The 14,522-nt window shown below is 71.2% G+C and carries 14 protein-coding genes and 1 tRNA gene; 8 read left to right on the forward strand and 7 right to left on the reverse strand.

The features are described 5' to 3' along the window. Positions 1 to 62 precede the first annotated feature (62 nt). Both cysS and rlmB read left to right on the forward strand, forming a co-directional pair. Positions 63 to 1,478: a cysteine--tRNA ligase gene (gene cysS / locus FHX75_RS18690; RefSeq protein ID WP_154941439.1), complete on the forward strand. Its 1,416-nt coding sequence runs from the start codon at positions 63 to 65 to the stop codon at positions 1,476 to 1,478. Further along, positions 1,478 to 2,605, forward strand: coding sequence for a 23S rRNA (guanosine(2251)-2'-O)-methyltransferase RlmB (gene rlmB / locus FHX75_RS18695; RefSeq protein ID WP_154941441.1), 1,128 nt, complete (start codon positions 1,478 to 1,480; stop codon positions 2,603 to 2,605). The genes cysS and rlmB overlap by 1 nt, the downstream gene beginning before the upstream one ends. A gap of 83 nt (positions 2,606 to 2,688) precedes the next feature. Here the strand turns inward: rlmB and FHX75_RS18700 are convergent, their stop codons facing one another. Then, on the reverse strand, positions 2,689 to 3,780 hold the full coding sequence (locus FHX75_RS18700) for an ABC transporter ATP-binding protein (protein ID WP_154941442.1): 1,092 nt from the start codon (positions 3,778 to 3,780) through the stop codon (positions 2,689 to 2,691). 365 nt (positions 3,781 to 4,145) lie between these two features. On the opposite strand from FHX75_RS18700, the gene FHX75_RS18705 reads away from it, so the two are divergent. Beyond that, positions 4,146 to 4,219 (forward strand) — tRNA-Thr (locus FHX75_RS18705). Positions 4,220 to 4,593: 374 nt separating this feature from the next. Here the strand turns inward: FHX75_RS18705 and FHX75_RS18710 are convergent. Together FHX75_RS18710 and FHX75_RS18715 are read right to left on the reverse strand one after the other, a co-directional pair. After that, on the reverse strand, positions 4,594 to 5,514 hold the full coding sequence (locus FHX75_RS18710; protein ID WP_154941444.1) for a hypothetical protein: 921 nt from the start codon (positions 5,512 to 5,514) through the stop codon (positions 4,594 to 4,596). Between the two features lie 71 nt (positions 5,515 to 5,585). Next, positions 5,586 to 5,837 (reverse strand): histidine phosphatase family protein, encoded by a 252-nt coding sequence (locus FHX75_RS18715; RefSeq protein ID WP_154941445.1) that lies wholly within the window; start codon positions 5,835 to 5,837, stop codon positions 5,586 to 5,588. Between the two features lie 120 nt (positions 5,838 to 5,957). On the opposite strand from FHX75_RS18715, the gene FHX75_RS18720 reads away from it, so the two are divergent. Next, complete coding sequence (locus FHX75_RS18720) at positions 5,958 to 6,872, forward strand: DUF11 domain-containing protein (RefSeq protein ID WP_154941446.1); 915 nt, start codon at positions 5,958 to 5,960, stop codon at positions 6,870 to 6,872. A gap of 141 nt (positions 6,873 to 7,013) precedes the next feature. On the opposite strand, the gene FHX75_RS18725 is transcribed toward FHX75_RS18720, so the two are convergent. The 3 genes from FHX75_RS18725 to FHX75_RS18735 all read right to left on the reverse strand — a co-directional run bounded on the left by FHX75_RS18725 (position 7,014) and on the right by FHX75_RS18735 (position 9,691). Continuing rightward, positions 7,014 to 7,970 carry a hypothetical protein gene (locus FHX75_RS18725; RefSeq protein WP_154941448.1) on the reverse strand — a complete coding sequence of 319 codons (957 nt, stop codon included), beginning with the start codon at positions 7,968 to 7,970 and terminating at the stop codon, positions 7,014 to 7,016. 657 nt (positions 7,971 to 8,627) lie between these two features. Further along, complete coding sequence (locus tag FHX75_RS18730; protein ID WP_154941450.1) at positions 8,628 to 9,128, reverse strand: hypothetical protein; 501 nt, start codon at positions 9,126 to 9,128, stop codon at positions 8,628 to 8,630. A gap of 152 nt (positions 9,129 to 9,280) precedes the next feature. Then, a complete protein-coding gene (locus FHX75_RS18735; RefSeq protein ID WP_154941452.1) occupies positions 9,281 to 9,691 on the reverse strand; it encodes a hypothetical protein in 411 nt (136 codons plus the stop codon). A 99-nt stretch (positions 9,692 to 9,790) separates the two neighbouring features. Here FHX75_RS18735 and FHX75_RS18740 point away from each other — a divergent pair, with 99 nt between their 5' ends. Continuing rightward, positions 9,791 to 12,472 carry a helix-turn-helix transcriptional regulator gene (locus FHX75_RS18740; protein WP_154941453.1) on the forward strand — a complete coding sequence of 894 codons (2,682 nt, stop codon included), beginning with the start codon at positions 9,791 to 9,793 and terminating at the stop codon, positions 12,470 to 12,472. Positions 12,473 to 12,515: 43 nt separating this feature from the next. Here FHX75_RS18740 and FHX75_RS18745 read toward each other — a convergent pair whose 3' ends face one another. Continuing rightward, positions 12,516 to 12,743, reverse strand: a complete 228-nt coding sequence (locus tag FHX75_RS18745) for a hypothetical protein (RefSeq protein ID WP_210773739.1) — start codon at positions 12,741 to 12,743, stop codon at positions 12,516 to 12,518. Positions 12,744 to 12,924: 181 nt separating this feature from the next. On the opposite strand from FHX75_RS18745, the gene FHX75_RS18750 reads away from it, so the two are divergent. From FHX75_RS18750 to FHX75_RS18760, 3 genes are read left to right on the forward strand one after another with little or no spacing between them, the layout of a single operon-like run. Beyond that, the gene (locus FHX75_RS18750; protein WP_154941457.1) at positions 12,925 to 13,329 is read left to right on the forward strand and encodes a helix-turn-helix domain-containing protein; all 405 of its coding nucleotides are present in this window, start codon (positions 12,925 to 12,927) and stop codon (positions 13,327 to 13,329) included. A gap of 35 nt (positions 13,330 to 13,364) precedes the next feature. After that, entirely contained in the window at positions 13,365 to 13,784 is a 420-nt protein-coding gene (locus FHX75_RS18755) for a VOC family protein (RefSeq protein WP_154941459.1), read from the forward strand. 13 nt (positions 13,785 to 13,797) lie between these two features. Continuing rightward, a complete protein-coding gene (locus tag FHX75_RS18760) occupies positions 13,798 to 14,463 on the forward strand; it encodes a DUF998 domain-containing protein (RefSeq protein ID WP_154941460.1) in 666 nt (221 codons plus the stop codon). Positions 14,464 to 14,522: the final 59 nt, after the last annotated feature.

A 14,522-nucleotide genomic window follows, 5' to 3' on the forward strand; every position in this document is an offset into this window, starting at 1 on the left:
GCACGCAGCGTACGACCCGGCTCCGGGCGGCCCCGGAATGCGTGGACGGCTACCCTTGTACGGTGACGCTACGCCTGTATGACACCGCCACCCGATCGGTGCGGGACTTCGTCCCGCGGGAAGCCGGCAAGGTGGGGGTCTACCTGTGTGGTCTCACCCTCCAGGCCCCGCCGCACATCGGCCATCTTCGCTCCGGCGTCAACTACGACGTGCTGCGCCGCTGGCTGCTCACCGCCGGCTACGAGGTCACCTTCATCCGCAACCTGACCGACATCGACGACAAGATCCTGGTCAAGGCGATGGAGCACGGCCGCCCGTTCTGGTCCATCGCGTACGCCAACGAGCAGATCCTGGCCGAGTCGTACCGGGCGCTGAACGTGCTGCCGCCGACGTACGAGCCGCGCGCCACCGGGCACGTCCCGGAGATGCACCAGCTGATCGCCGAGCTGATCGAGACCGGGCACGCGTACCCGGCCACCGACGGATCCGGCGACGTCTACTTCGACGTGGCCTCCTGGCCGGCGTACGGGTCGCTGTCCGGGCAGTCGCCCGACGACATGCAGTCCGCCGGGGACGCCCCTGAGCGCGGCAAGCGCGACCCGCGCGACTTCGCGCTCTGGAAGGGTGCCAAGCCGGACGAGCCGGCCGACGCCTACTGGCCGTCGCCGTGGGGCCGGGGTCGCCCCGGCTGGCACATCGAGTGCTCGGCGATGTGCTGGCGCTACCTGGGTGCCGAGTTCGACATCCACGGCGGCGGGCTGGACCTGACGTTCCCGCACCACGAGAACGAGATCGCCCAGTCCCAGGCCGCCGGGCTGCCCTTCGCCCGGTACTGGGTGCACCACGGCCTGCTCAGCATCGGCGGCGCCAAGATGGGCAAGTCGCTCGGCAACGCCCTCGACCTGACGTACGTCGACTCGCTCGGGGTGCGCCCGGTGGAGCTGCGCTACTACTACGCCGCCGCGCACTACCGCTCCCGGATCGACTACTCCGAGGACGCGCTGCGCGAGGCCGCGGTGGCGTACCGGCGGATCGAGGGCTTCGTCCAGCGGGCCGCCGAGCGGGTCGGCGGCGGGCAGCTCGGCGAGCTGCCGACCGGGTTCGTCGCGGCGATGGACGACGACCTGAACACCTCCGCCGCCCTCGCGGTGCTGCACGAGGTGGTCCGGGACGGCAACACCGCGCTGACCGCCGGCGACGATGTGACCGTCCGCACGACCCTGGCCTCCACGCGCGCCATGCTGGATATCCTGGGGGTTGACCCTCTGGACCCGGCCTGGACCGGCGGCGACCGCGCCGACGACCTGCGCGGCGTGGTCGACTCCCTGGTCGCGCTGGCCCTGGAGCAGCGTGCCCAGGCCCGCGGCCGCAAGGACTGGGCCGCCGCTGACGCCGTACGCGACCAGCTCAAGCAGGCCGGCGTGGTGGTCGAGGACACCCCCCAGGGCCCCCGTTGGACTATTGGAGAGCAGGACTGATGGCCGGCAACTCGCAGCGCCGTGGCCGGCGACTGACGCCGAAGGCAGGTGCCCCCAAGGGCTCCGGTGGCAAGAACAAGGACTCCCTCGCGGGTCGGGGCAGGACCCTGCCCGCCGACGAGCGGCCCTGGCACAAGGCGTACTCGGGCACCGAGAAGCTGCCGCAGCGCACCGCCTGGAAGCAGGACAAGGAGCGCCGGGCGGCGGCCGAGGAGGGGCGCGCCCCCAAGATCGGCCAGCCGGGCAGCAAGGACACCACCTGGGGTCGCGGCGGTGGCCGGGGTGCTCCGGCGGCCCGTGGCACGGGCGGCCGGGGTGGTAAGCCCACCGGTCGCTCCGGCCCCCGGGTCGCGCCGGGCCGCAAGTCCAACCCGTCGAAGGACACCCCGGAGCTGCTGGTCGGCCGCAACCCGGTGCTGGAGTCGCTGCGCGCGCAGGTGCCGGCGACCGCGCTCTACACCGCGCAGGGCATCGACGTCGACGACCGGGTCAACGAGATCATCCGGACCGCCGCCGACCGGGGCATCGCCATCCTGGAGATCAGCCGCGCCGAGCTGGACCGGATGACCGGCGGGGTGCTGCACCAGGGCGTCGGCCTCCAGGTGCCGCCGTTCGCCTACCAGCCGTTCGAGGACATGATCGCCGCGTCGGTGGAGCACACCGCCCCGCTGCTGGTGGCGCTGGACGGGGTCACCGACCCGCGCAACCTGGGTGCGGTGATCCGGTCCGCCGCCGCGTTCGGCGCGCAGGGTGTCTTCGTACCCGAGCGGCGGGCCGCCGGGATCACCGCGACCGCCTGGCGGACCAGCGCCGGCGCGGCCGCGCGGGTGCCGGTTGCCCAGGTCACCAACCTGACCCGGGCGCTGAAGGCCTGCCAGGACGCCGGCTTCATGGTGGTCGGCCTGGACGCCGACGGCGAAACCGACCTGTACGACCTGGAAGCCGCCGTCGGCCCGCTGGTCGTGGTGGTCGGCTCGGAGGGGCGCGGGCTGTCCCGGCTGGTCGGCGAGACCTGCGACCTGACCGTCAGCATCCCGATGATCTCCGACGTGGAGTCGCTCAACGCCAGCGTCGCCGCCGCGGTCACCCTCGCCGAGGTGGCCCGCCGCCGCGCCGCCGAGGTCTGACCGACCCGCGCCCACGCAGACGAGAAGGGGCGGCCCGCCGACAGCGGACCGCCCCTTTCGCGTACGTCAGTGCAGCCGGTACGTCAGATCCGCTTGCCGGTGACGGCGTGGAAGACGTGGCTGCGGCCGGCGCGCGGCTTGACGAACACGGTGTCACCCATGTTCGGCATGGTGCGCCGGTCGGTGCGGACCACGAACCGCTCGTTCGCGCCCTCGAGCGCGGCGTGTCCGTAGACGTTGGCGTCCGAGCCGAGGTCCTCGACCAGCTCGACCACGACCGGCATGCCGCCCTCGGTCGGGCTGACCAGGTCGCAGTCCTCCGGGCGGAAGCCGACGGTCACCTTGCCGTTGCCACCCTCCTCCTTGGCTGCGGCGATCTGCTCCCGGGTGAGCGGGATGTGCAGGTCGGCGAAGGCGGCGCCCTGCTCGTTCAGCGGCACGGTCTTGATGTTCATGGCGGGGGAGCCCATGAAGCCGGCGACGAAGACGTTGGCCGGGGTGTCGTAGAGCGCGCGGGGGGTGTCCACCTGCTGGAGCACGCCGTCGAGCATGACCGCCACCCGGTGGCCCATCGTCATCGCCTCGACCTGGTCGTGGGTGACGTAGACCGTGGTGATGCCGAGCTTGGCCTGCAGCGAGGCGATCTGGGTACGGGTCTGCACCCGGAGCTTGGCGTCGAGGTTCGACAGCGGCTCGTCCATAAGGAAGACCTGCGGCTCGCGGACGATCGCGCGGCCCATGGCGACCCGCTGGCGCTGGCCACCGGAGAGCGCCTTCGGCTTGCGGTTGAGGTACTCCTCCAGCTGGAGCAGCCCGGCCGCCTCCTTGACCCGCCGGTCGATCTCGTCCTTGGAGGTCTTGCGCAGCTTGAGCGCGAACGCCATGTTCTCGTACACCGACATGTGCGGGTAGAGGGCGTAGTTCTGGAAGACCATCGCGATGTCGCGGGCCTTCGGCGGCAGGTGGGTGACGTCCCGGTCGTCGATGTAGATCGCGCCGTCGTCGACGTCCTCGAGGCCGGCGAGCATCCGCAGGCTGGTGGACTTACCGCAACCCGACGGGCCGACCAGGACGAGGAACTCCCCGTCGCCGATCTGGAGGTCGAGCTGGTTGACCGCGGGGCGTTCGGTGCCCGGGTAGATCCGGGACGCCTTCGCGTACGTGACCGTAGCCATGGTGGAGCGCTTCCTTTCACCGGCAGGAACGTGCCGGACGATCCGAGTGAAGGAGCCACCGGCACCCTCGGTGCCGGTCCTCGGGCGACGTCCCCGGGCGGCCGGAGCCGATCGGGGGTGTCGTCCGTGTCACTGCACGGTAAACGGCTTTGCCCACCCTGCCAAGACAGGGGACGGCGGGTGGGATGGACCGCATACGCATTCCGGTCAGTCGGGCACGGCCGGGCATCAATCGGCACCGGCACCCGCGCGGGCCACGGCGATGCGTCGGCCCCAGGGGTCGGGAAATTGACGTTTTCCGTGCTCGGGACACCTGCCGAGCGGGATTTTCGGGCACCAGTCGCTATGCTGACGTCGGCACACGCGCCCCTGTAGCTCAGCTGGCCAGAGCACTCGCCTTGTAAGCGAGATGTCGCCGGTTCGATCCCGGCCGGGGGCTCTAGATCTTCACCAGCCAAATCCCACCTGGCGTGCCCGTCAAGGGCTGGCGGGCGGGTGGCTGACATCCATGTCTGACATCAGTCGACCGGGCCGACGCCTCGCCGAGCTTGCGCAGGGCCTCCGTCTGCTCCGCCATCCCGGTATGAGCAGGAGCGTCAGACAGGTGTGCCGCGGATCGTGGAAGCGGACGTCTGGGAGCCCCGCCTTCCGTCAGGCGGCCTGGTGCAGAAGCCCAGGTCAATGACCTGGGCTTCGCCGTTTCTCCAGGTCGATCACACCGCTGGCGAAGTCCTTCGTCCACCGGTTCGCTGCCGTGCCCGGCCTGGCAGTCGACCTGCTGATGCTGAGCCTGGTGACCGCCTTGCTGCCGGGTCACGGCGCGATCTTCAGCGTGTACGTGTAAGACGCCGCGGGCGAGAAGTTTCCGGCCGCGTCGTAGCCGGCGACGGTGAACGTGAAGGGCGTGCGCCGCCCGGTGTAGTAGGACTCCAGGTCGTAGTTACCAAAGGTATGGGCCCACGTCCCGTCGGCCCCGATGGACTCGGTGGCTGCCTGGCCCGACTCGGGCTGGATCCGCACCTCGGTCGACGGCTCGCCGGTACCGCTGATCGTAAACGTCTTCGTCGTGATGATCTTCTTCGTCGACGGCGAGCTGACGACGGGCGTCGGCGGCGCGGTGCCGTCGACGGTGAACGTGACGCTGGCCGTCGCCGTCCTGCCGTAGATGTCCGTGGCCTCGAAGACCGTCGTGTACGTCCCGTCGATGATGTAGCCGCCGCCGTAGACGAAGGAACCCGAGACGCCGCTCAGCAGGGTCGGCCCACTGCCGTTGACGTAGACCTTCATGTTGGACTCGTAGTTGACGTAGCCGGTGATCTTCACGGTCGGGTCAACGATGGCACCGTCGTAGGGCCAGTTGATGTACAACTCAAGCGGCGGCGGCAGCACCCGGTAGGCCGAACAGTAGCTGGCATAGGTGACGTTGAGGTCGAGGTTGCGGATCTGCGCGCACAAGGTGTTCCAGCCGTAGTCGAACTGCTGGTACACCATTTCCCAGGTGTCGTCAGCGCGCAGGGTGCCGTAGCGGTCCTCGCCGTTAACGACCAGGATGAGGCGGTAGGCGCTCGGATCGGCGTTGGAGGTACCAGTGACGCTGATGTCGCTGGGCCCGGTGCTCCCGTTGGCCGGCGACGTGATCGTCACCGACAGGTCTTCCGCCTGGGCGGGCGCGGCCCCAACCAACGCACCGACCAGCGTGGACAGCAAGACGGCGATCCCGATACGCAGCCTCATCGCTGCCCCCTTCGCGTGGTAACCAGGATCGTGCCCCGCAGCAGCAGACGCGGGCAATCAATTGCTATAGGTCAAGTTCGGCAAATGGCGCGACCGCACGCCGGGTCACCCGCAGCGCCTGCCCCTGAGCCGACGCGAAAGCGATAACCCGCCGCGGCCCCGCCCAGCGATCCGTGGTGGACGGCGTCGATCGGTAGCCCCCCCGGCCGTTCGCCGAGCAGCGTCGCCTGCCGGCGGCCTCGCTCGGAGAGTCCGGTGTGGGGCGACTTCACCTCCGCGTTCTCCTGTTCGCCGTGGCGGGCCAGGTAGAGCAGGCGAGACATCCATCAGACACTCCAGCCTGGATCGGGCGCGGGCCGACGCCCGTAACCCTCTGCATGCCATCGACGCCTCATGGATGTCGGCAAGATCCTGCCGACCGTAGTCCACGACGTTAGGAAGACATGAAATCGATCCGTACCCGTCGTCGCCTTGCCTTCGCGGCGGCCTCGACCCTCGGCCTGGGCGCCGTCCTGACCGGCCACGTCACCCCGGCCACCGCCGCGCCCAAACGCGCGGACCTGAGCGTCACCGTCAGTGCCGTCCAGCCCGGCGTCCCCACCCAGGGCAGCTGGCGTGACTTCACCATCGACCTGCGTAACGTCGGCACCGCCACGGCTGACGGCGTCGCCGTCAGCATCTCCCGGCCGGCCGGCACCGTGTGGGGCGGCTGGGGCGAGAGCACCAGCCCGCCCGGCTGGGACTGCGCCGTGGGGGATGCCGACTGGATCTGCCGGCGTGGACCATTGGCCGCGGGCGCGGTCGCTGACGAGCTGCCACTGTGGCTCTCCCTCCCAGCCGGCGAGGCCGGCAGCACGGCGGTGGTCGGTGCGGTGGCGACCACCACCAGTGCGGAGCCGGTGCTCGACAACAACAGCGACGAGGTCGCCCTGCCGTACGTCGAACCCGACCTGGCGGTCGCCCTGACCCCGGACCGGGCCGGCGCGGCCGTCGGGGAGCAGGTCACCTACCAGGTCGGCGCCGTCAACAACGGCCCCGACGCGGAGTACATGAAGGTGAACATCTACGTCCCGACCGGCATGACGCCCGTCGACGTCTTCTACTGGCAGGACTGGGACTGCAACCTCGGCCGGGACTTGCAGCTCAACCAGGACGTCTGGTCGTGCTACACGGGCCTGATGCCGGCCGGGGCCAGCGCGTCCGAACTCGCCCTGACCATGCGGGTGGACCAGGCCGTTCCCGGTGACGTCCTCACCGCCATCGCCAGGATCGAGGGCCGCAACGGGCTGGACATGGTCACGGAGAACAACAGCGCCGCCGCGCCTGTCACCGTGGTCGAGGCACCCGCCGTCGGCTGAACGTCACCGGGGCCCGGCGGAGATCCGCCGGGCCCCGGTCCGCCCGGCTCAGGCCTGCGGGAGCATCTGGCCCATGCGGATCCGGTTGCCGAACGGGTCGTTCGAGCAGGGTGAGCTGACCGGCAACCCGCTGCACGGTCTTCAGCGGCGCAGGTGGAGCGGCAACCGCGGCAGCAGTTGTTCCAGGTCGTCGGGTGTCGCCTGCCGGACGTTGTCCACTGCGACCCGCAGCGTCTCCCGGTCCACGTCGCGGGTGGCGCGCACGTGCACCACCCGGTCACCCCGGCTTGCCAGGTATTCATGCAGATCCGGCGGTATCGCCTGGTACGACCGCTCCGGCGCCTCCCGCACGCAGTGAAGGGGGTACCCATCGGGATATCCGCCCGGCGGCTCCGGCAGGCAGTCCGGCATCCCACCACGGGTTGCCCACACGATGATCCGGCCACCCGACCCGTCCACCGGCGAGTACGTGACGGCGAATTTGTTCGTCGGCGTCACCGCGCGTTGCCCGGCTTCGCTGTAGCCGGGCAACGCGGTGACGAACACCAGGTCGGCCTCAACGCCGGCGTGGTCGAGACGCTGTGCGAGTTCGTCGGCCCGTCGGTCCACCGTTGCCAGGGCCATCCCGCTGACGAGAAGCACGATCAACGCGACGGCCGGCAGCCGGACCACGCGGGGCCGGGTGAGTGCCGCCGAGACCAGCGCCAGCCCCAACGCGGGCAGCAGAAACATGGACATGGAGCCGCCGAGGCCGGGCAGGAGGTCGGGCAGCCGCGCCAGGCAGTAGCCGCCAAGCGCGATACCGCCTGTGGCGACCAGCAGCGTCCAGCCGACCCGGCGCCCGAGCGTGGCGGTGAGCGCGGACCCTTGACGCATGGCCGTCCCGAGGCCAAAGAGTTCGACGAGCAGCACCGCCGCGCCGAGTAGCAGAGCCTGAGGGTAGGACGGCACGAGCAGCCAGAAGAAGAGCACCATTGGAAGGGCGGCCAGCCCGACCGCACCGACGACGACCGCCTGCCCCAGGGCGGGACCGACCTGCGAAGCGGGCCGAGCTCCGTTCGCCCCGGCCGGCCCGCCGATTCGTTCGTCGCCGCTCACGTCGCCCCCCCGGTGCCCGCCGGCTCCACCGGCCCGTCGGCCCGTGCAGCGACTCGTGTCCGCGCAGCCTTACACGACCCACGTCAGCGGAGGATCCCGTGTTCGGATCCCCTCCGGATGGCGGTTTGGCGGAGATCAGCGGACGACGTCCGGTGGTCCACGCTGTCATCGTCCAGATCCACCACATGGCCAGACCCGACCAGCTCGCCGCGGACGCGGTAAGGGCCGCCGGCTCTTGCCGGCGGCCTTTACCCTCAGCTCCCCGAGTGGTGCTGTGCTGTGTTGATGCTCAGCCGAGCAGGGACAGGATCGGACGCGGTGGGTGCGACGGCTGGAGCTTGCTGCGTCACCGGGGCGGCTTGAGCACTCCGGCTCCGCCGAGGATGAGACCCGCTCCCGCCGCGAGCGCAGCGACAGTGATGCCGAGGCGTGCCAAGCGCATGAGCTGTTTCGTTCCTGTCGGTTGCCTTGCATCTGGTTCCTACCCGCAGCTAGCAGGGCAAACCTTTGGAAGAGACTTCACATTGGAGTGGACGCGGCCCGTGGTCGGCGTCGCTCAGGCCGTGGCATCGGTTGCGGACGTTGATCGTTGCGACCGCCGACACCGACGGCCGGTGGGCGAACGCCGCGGCCGGGCTGGGGCAGCGCGCCGAGGCGTTACTGCCCGTCGCCCGTCCTCAGGTGGGACGCCATGTAGCGGATGGTGGGCCCGTCGGGATCGCGGTAGTCGAGGATGATGTGGGGTTCACCGCTCTCCTCCGAAGGGGCGCCGCCAGTCTCCTGGTAGCCGGCGTTCCCGCCGGGTGCCTTGGTGGTAGGGGCAGTCACGCTGATGTTGATGCGCTGCGCGAAGCGGTCGGTCTCGGTGGCCAACCCGCTCGTGATCACGACGATGGTCGAACCGTGCTCTTGCCGATCCCGCGGCGAACCACCTGCGTCGTCGGGGCTCGGCTCGTTGGGTTGACAGTGGCAGGCCCGGCCGCGGGCGTGTAGCGCCTGCGCCAGGTAGTCGACAAGGGCTAGGTGCGTATTCGGGCAGTCCAAGGCCACCCGCAGGCCGCGGCCGACGGACGCTGCCACGATCGCGTCGGCAATGGTCGTCAGCGCTGCCCGCTCGCGCGCGATCGCGGAAACATCAGGCACAGTCGTGCCCTTCACCCAGGCGTGACTTCACCTCGCTACAGGCGCGGCTGATCAGGTCCTTGTTACATCCCGCCCTCAGCGCCGATGCCACCCTGGCGGTGGCTTCAGCGTCCCGATGCGCACCGGTGCCCGCTCGTCCCGGGGCGGGCACCGGATGCGCAGCGGGTTCAGACCGTCCTGCGGAGGACGGCGAGCTGCAGAGCGGTGAAGCCGGCGACCACCACCGCCTGTGCGATCACAAGTGCGGTACCGAGGCCGGTCAGCGGGAACCACCCGGCGATGAGCAGCTCCACGCTCGCGACCACCCATGCGGTGTTGACAGCGATCACGACACTCACGGCGGGCCTGCTCACCGTCGGCTTCGACGCGAGGAAGAGCAGCGCGGCCGCGAAAGCGACCAGAAACGCGCCGATCGGGTAGAGGAACGCGGCGGGAAGGCCGAACATCTCGCCGAAGATCGCCGCAGCGGCGAGGTAGACGACCCCGTTGGCGCCCGAGCCGATCGCGTCCTGCTTGAGGGCGAAGCGGAGCAGCTTGGCGTCGTCGGCGGTCTGGACGGTGCTGGCGGCGGTAACCATCTCGAAGGTCCCTTCGTGGTGCTGACGTGCGTCTCATCACGAAGCTACGAAGGTCGGCGCGATCGGCGAATCAGTCGTCGTGACGGTAGGTTGCCAGGCGTGCTGCACGGGCGGGCCAGGGAACAGGCGCAGATCGAACGGCTGTTGGAAGGCGCCCGGAACGGTCACAGCGGCACGCTGGTGGTGCGCGGTCCGGCGGGGATCGGCAAGTCGGCGCTCCTCGAGTACGCCGCCGGGCGGGCAGCCGGCATGCGGGTGTTGCGCGGCGTCGGTGTCGAGTCCGAGGCGGCCCTGCCGTTCGCCGCACTCCACCTGCTCCTGCGCACCGGGCTCGACCGGATCGACGCGTTGCCCCACCCGCAGGCCGCCGCGCTCCGCGGTGCACTGGGGTTGGGCGACGCCCCGCCGGAAAGCCGGTTCCTGGTCGGACTGGCCACGCTGAGCCTGCTGTCCGAGCTGGCCGGCGACGGCGCGCTGCTCTGTCTCATCGACGACGCGCAGTGGTTCGACCAGGCGTCCACCGACGCCCTCGTCTTCGCCGCGCGCCGGCTCGAGGCGGACGGCATCGCCATGATCTTCGCCGCTCGCCCGGGTTTCCCTGCCCCGGGGCTTGACGAGCTGCGGCTGGGCGGCCTGGACAGCACCGCAGCCGCCGCCCTGCTCCCGGCCGACCTTCCGCCTCAGGTGCGGGAGCGCCTCATCCACGAGTCGGACGGCAGCCCGCTGGCGCTCATCGAGTTGCCCGCCGCGCTCAGCCCCGAACAGCGGGCGGGACGACTGTCGCCGGTGGGCGCGATGCCGGTGGCCGATCGCGTCCAAGCGGCGTTCCACGCGCAGATGGCGGAGCTTCCCGAGCACGCGCGCACCGCGCTGCTGATCGCGGCGGCGGGCGGCTCCGGTGAGCTTGCGACGCTGGTCGCTGCCGGCGCGTCCCTCCCCGGTCTCGAAGCGGCCGAGCGGAGCCGGCTGATCGAGATCAGAGGGTCGATCGTCGGTTTCCGTCATCCCCTGATCAGGGCTGCCGCCTATCACGGTGCCCCCGTCAGCCGACGCCTCGCCGCACATCGCGCCCTTGCCGACGCGCTGACCAGTTCGACCGCGCCGGATGCCGCTGACCGGCGGACCTGGCACCTGGCCGCCGCCGCGCTCGGTCCCGACGAGGACGTCGCGGAACAGTTGGAGGAGGCGGCAGGGCGAGCCCGTACCCGTGGTGGGCACGCCGCGATGGCGGCCGCCTACGAACGGGCCGCCGAGCTCACCGCCGATCCGGTACGCCGATCCGCGCGGCTGGCCGCCGCCGCACTGGCCGCGAGCGACGCCGGCCTGATGCGCCGTGCCGCCGCCCTCGCCGACCGCGCCACCCCCGACGTGGACGACCCCACGATGATCCTGGCGTTGACCCAGGTACGCGCCCATCGGGAATTCGAGTTGGGCACCCCGCTGGCGGCGGGCCGAATCATCATGGACACCGTTCCGCGCGTAGCGGCCCACGCCACCGAGCAGGCGCACTGGCTGCTGGTGGAGGCCGTGCGCTGCGCCTGGTTCGCCGGTGACCCGCGGCTGGCGGAGCAGGCAGCCGCGAAGCTTGATGCGCTTCCCGGTTCGCCGCTGGTCAGCCAGGCGATCGGGCTGACCCGGCTGCTGCGCGGCGACATCCCCGGCGGGATCAGGCTCATCAGCGAGGTGCTCGACGTACCTGCGCTCGCCGGGCTGGGCGTGCCCGGCCTGACCTTCACCGCCGGTGTCTGCCTCCCCGCGGGCCGTGCCGCCCTGTGCGCAGAGATCACCGGACGGGTGGTGGCGGAATGCCAGCAGAGCGGCATGATCGGCTGGCTGTCGTTCGCGCTGCAGGACCATGGGTTCGCACAGGGGCTGCTCTGCTCGTACGGCGAGGCGCTGGCGACGCTCGACGCGGGGCTGCGGCTGGCGACGGAGCTGGGTCACGAGCACCGGGTCACCCACCTCACCTGCTGCATCGCCTGGGTGCTCGCCCATCAGGCGGATGTGCCGGGGTGCCGCGAGAAGGCCGAGGAAGGGGTCCGGCGAGCCGACGACCAGGGGCTGGTTCTCGCCGCGAGCATCGGGCGCTGGGCGCTCGGCCGGCTCGAACTCGGCCTGGGACACCCGGAGGCCGCCCTGCGGCACTTGGCAGCGATCCCGCCGACGGGAATCGGAGTCCTCTGCGCCGCCGACCAGATCGAGGCAGCCGTCCGCAGTGACCAGCCGGAACGGGCCGAGGAGCCGCTGGAGCGCTACCTGACCTGGGCGCGGCACGTCGGTCAACCGGCGTCGGACGCGATCGCCCTCCGCTGCCGGGCCCTCGTCGAGCAGGACGAGGCGCACTTCGTGGAGGCCGTTCGTGTCCACGAGAGCGGCGATCAACCATTTGAACAGGCGAGGACACGGCTCGCCTACGGCGAGTGGCTGCGACGGTCCCGAAGGCGGGCGGACGCCCGGGCACAGCTACGCGGCGCACTGGAGACCTTCGATCGGCTCGGTGCGGAGCTGTGGGCCGGGCGGGCCCGTGCCGAGCTGCGTGCGACCGGGGACGTGCCGGCCGCGCCCCGCAGGGCCGGCGACCCGCTCAGTGTCCTGACTCCCCAGGAACGGGAAGTCGTACGGCTGGCGGCCGGTGGCGCCGCCAACCGCGACATCGGCGCCCAGCTCTTCCTCAGCCCGCGGACGGTCGGCTACCACCTGTACAAGGCGTTCCCCAAGCTGGGCATCACCTCCCGGTCCCAGCTGGCGGCCATCGTCCGGTCCTCCTCGATCGAGTGCTGACGCCCGCGCCGCCGGTGCCGGGCGGCCGCGCGTGGGAACCGCGTCACTCGCCGCCGTTCGACTCCTCGTGGAAGTAGACGGTGAGCGAGTACCAGTCACCGTGTTCGTTGATCTCGTTCTCGAAGGTCACGTCCTGGATCCACACCGGCCCGAGCTCCTCGATGGTGTCCGCGACCCGCCGGAGCAGCGCCGGCACGTCGTCCTGGCCGGGCCCGACGGGGTTCGCCGTGGCGAAGTACCGGACGGTGGGGAATTCGGAAACCTCGTTCACAATAAAAGATTGTTGCATCGATGGATACCGTTGCGTTGCCCCTCGGTGCCGGCTGCGGGCCCGAGTGGTTCCCGCCGGCCGGCGGCCGGTCGACCAGGTCACTTCGCCACCGGCGGTCGGTCCCGTCGCCAGCCGACGGCGATAGCCTGGCGCTGACGGCGGGGACGACGGGTGGGGGCCGATGAGTCGTGCGGTGGAGGAGTCGAACCGGGCCATGCTGCGCGCCCGGGACGCCATGGACCGGGCGTACGCCGAGCCGCTGGACATTCCGGCGCTGGCCCGGATAGCGCTCGTCTCCGAGGCGCACTTCATCCGGACCTTCCGCGCCACCTTCGGCGAGACCCCGCACCGCTACCTGCAACGGCGGCGGGTGGAACGCGCGATGTCGCTGCTCATCGAGAGCGAGCGGGACGTCACCGACATCTGCTTCGCGGTCGGCTTCAGCAGCCTCGGGACGTTCAGCCGGACGTTCCGGCAGATCGTCGGCGAGTCGCCGAGCGACTTCCGCAGGCGCCGCTCGGCCGCCGCCGCGCGCGTGCCGAGCTGCTTCACGAAGGCCTGGACCAGACCGAGCAGTTTTGGATAAGCGGCAGGTCAGGCCCACCCTCTAGCGTGATGGGCATGACGATGAACGCGATCAGCCGCTCCCAGATCTACGTCCTCGACCAGGACGAGGCCCTCGACTTCTACGTCGGCAAGCTCGGCATGGAGGTCAACACCGACCAGGACCTCGGCTTCATGCGCTGGCTCACGGTCAACCTGCCCGGCGACCCGGAGCGCGAGGTCCTGCTGGAGAAGCCCGGCCCGCCGGCGCTCGACCCGGCCACGGCCGAGCAGGTCCGGGAGCTGCTCACCAAGGGGGCGCTGCCCGGCTCCCTCTTCATGACCACCGACGACGCCCGCAAGACGCACGAGGACCTGGTCGCCAAGGGCGTCGAGATCACCGACGAGCCGATGGAGCGCCCGTACGGAATCGACTTCGGCATCCGGGACCCGTTCGGCAACAGGATCCGTATCGGCCAGATGTTCCCGCGGGCCTGAGGGGAGCGGGGCCGTGACCGACGCGATCACCCTGCCCGCCGCCGGACCGGCCGCCCTCGGCCGGGACCGGGCCCTGCTGGCCGGCGGCGTCCTCGCCGGCCCGGTCTTCGCCGTGTCCGCGCTGGCCCAGGGCGTCACCCGGGACGGCTTCGACTTCCGGCGGCACCCGGTCAGCATGTTGAGCACGGGCGACCTGGGTTGGCTCCAGATCGCCACCTTCCTGGCCACCGGGGCGCTCTGCGTCGGTGCCGCCGCCGCGGTGCGCCGCCGGCCGGTGACCGGCTCGACCTGGCTGCCCCGGCTGCTCGCCCTCTGGGGGTTCGGCCTGATGGCGGCCGGGGTCTTCAGCGCCGACCCGGCCGACGGCTTCCCGGCCGGCACGCCGCGCGGGCCCGGGCAGATCAGCTGGCACGGCGGGCTGCACTTCCTCGCGGCGGCGGTCGCCTTCGGGTCGTTGATCGTGGCGACGGTCGTCGCCGGCCGCCGGGCCGCCCGCGACGGCGACCGGGTGTCGGCCGTCACCAGCATCGCGACCGGCGTGTTCTTCGCGCTCGCCTGGGGCGCGCTGATGGTCCGGCCCGGCCCGGTGGCCATGGTCGCCTTCGGTCTGGCGGTGACCGCCGGCTGGGCCTGGGTGACCGCGACGTTCGCGGCGGCGCTGCGACGGTCGCCTCGCTGAGCGTGATCGGGGCGGCGACGGCCGGGAGGCGCGGGTTAGCATCGCGCCTCCCGGCCGCA

Origin of the sequence: Micromonospora palomenae (assembly GCF_007829925.1) — a bacterium.
Lineage (GTDB): Bacteria > Actinomycetota > Actinomycetes > Mycobacteriales > Micromonosporaceae > Micromonospora > Micromonospora purpureochromogenes.

What these genes read in the sequence shown, in the direction of transcription:
- rlmB (WP_154941441.1), top strand. Translation starts at nt 1,478, where the DNA reads ATGGCCGGCAACTCGCAGCGCCGTGGCCGGCGACTGACGCCGAAGGCA.
- FHX75_RS18700 (WP_154941442.1), bottom strand. Translation starts at nt 3,780, where the DNA reads ATGGCTACGGTCACGTACGCGAAGGCGTCCCGGATCTACCCGGGCACC.
- FHX75_RS18710 (WP_154941444.1), bottom strand. Translation starts at nt 5,514, where the DNA reads ATGAGGCTGCGTATCGGGATCGCCGTCTTGCTGTCCACGCTGGTCGGT.
- FHX75_RS18715 (WP_154941445.1), bottom strand. Translation starts at nt 5,837, where the DNA reads ATGTCTCGCCTGCTCTACCTGGCCCGCCACGGCGAACAGGAGAACGCG.
- FHX75_RS18720 (WP_154941446.1), top strand. Translation starts at nt 5,958, where the DNA reads ATGAAATCGATCCGTACCCGTCGTCGCCTTGCCTTCGCGGCGGCCTCG.
- FHX75_RS18735 (WP_154941452.1), bottom strand. Translation starts at nt 9,691, where the DNA reads ATGGTTACCGCCGCCAGCACCGTCCAGACCGCCGACGACGCCAAGCTG.
- FHX75_RS18750 (WP_154941457.1), top strand. Translation starts at nt 12,925, where the DNA reads ATGAGTCGTGCGGTGGAGGAGTCGAACCGGGCCATGCTGCGCGCCCGG.
- FHX75_RS18755 (WP_154941459.1), top strand. Translation starts at nt 13,365, where the DNA reads ATGACGATGAACGCGATCAGCCGCTCCCAGATCTACGTCCTCGACCAG.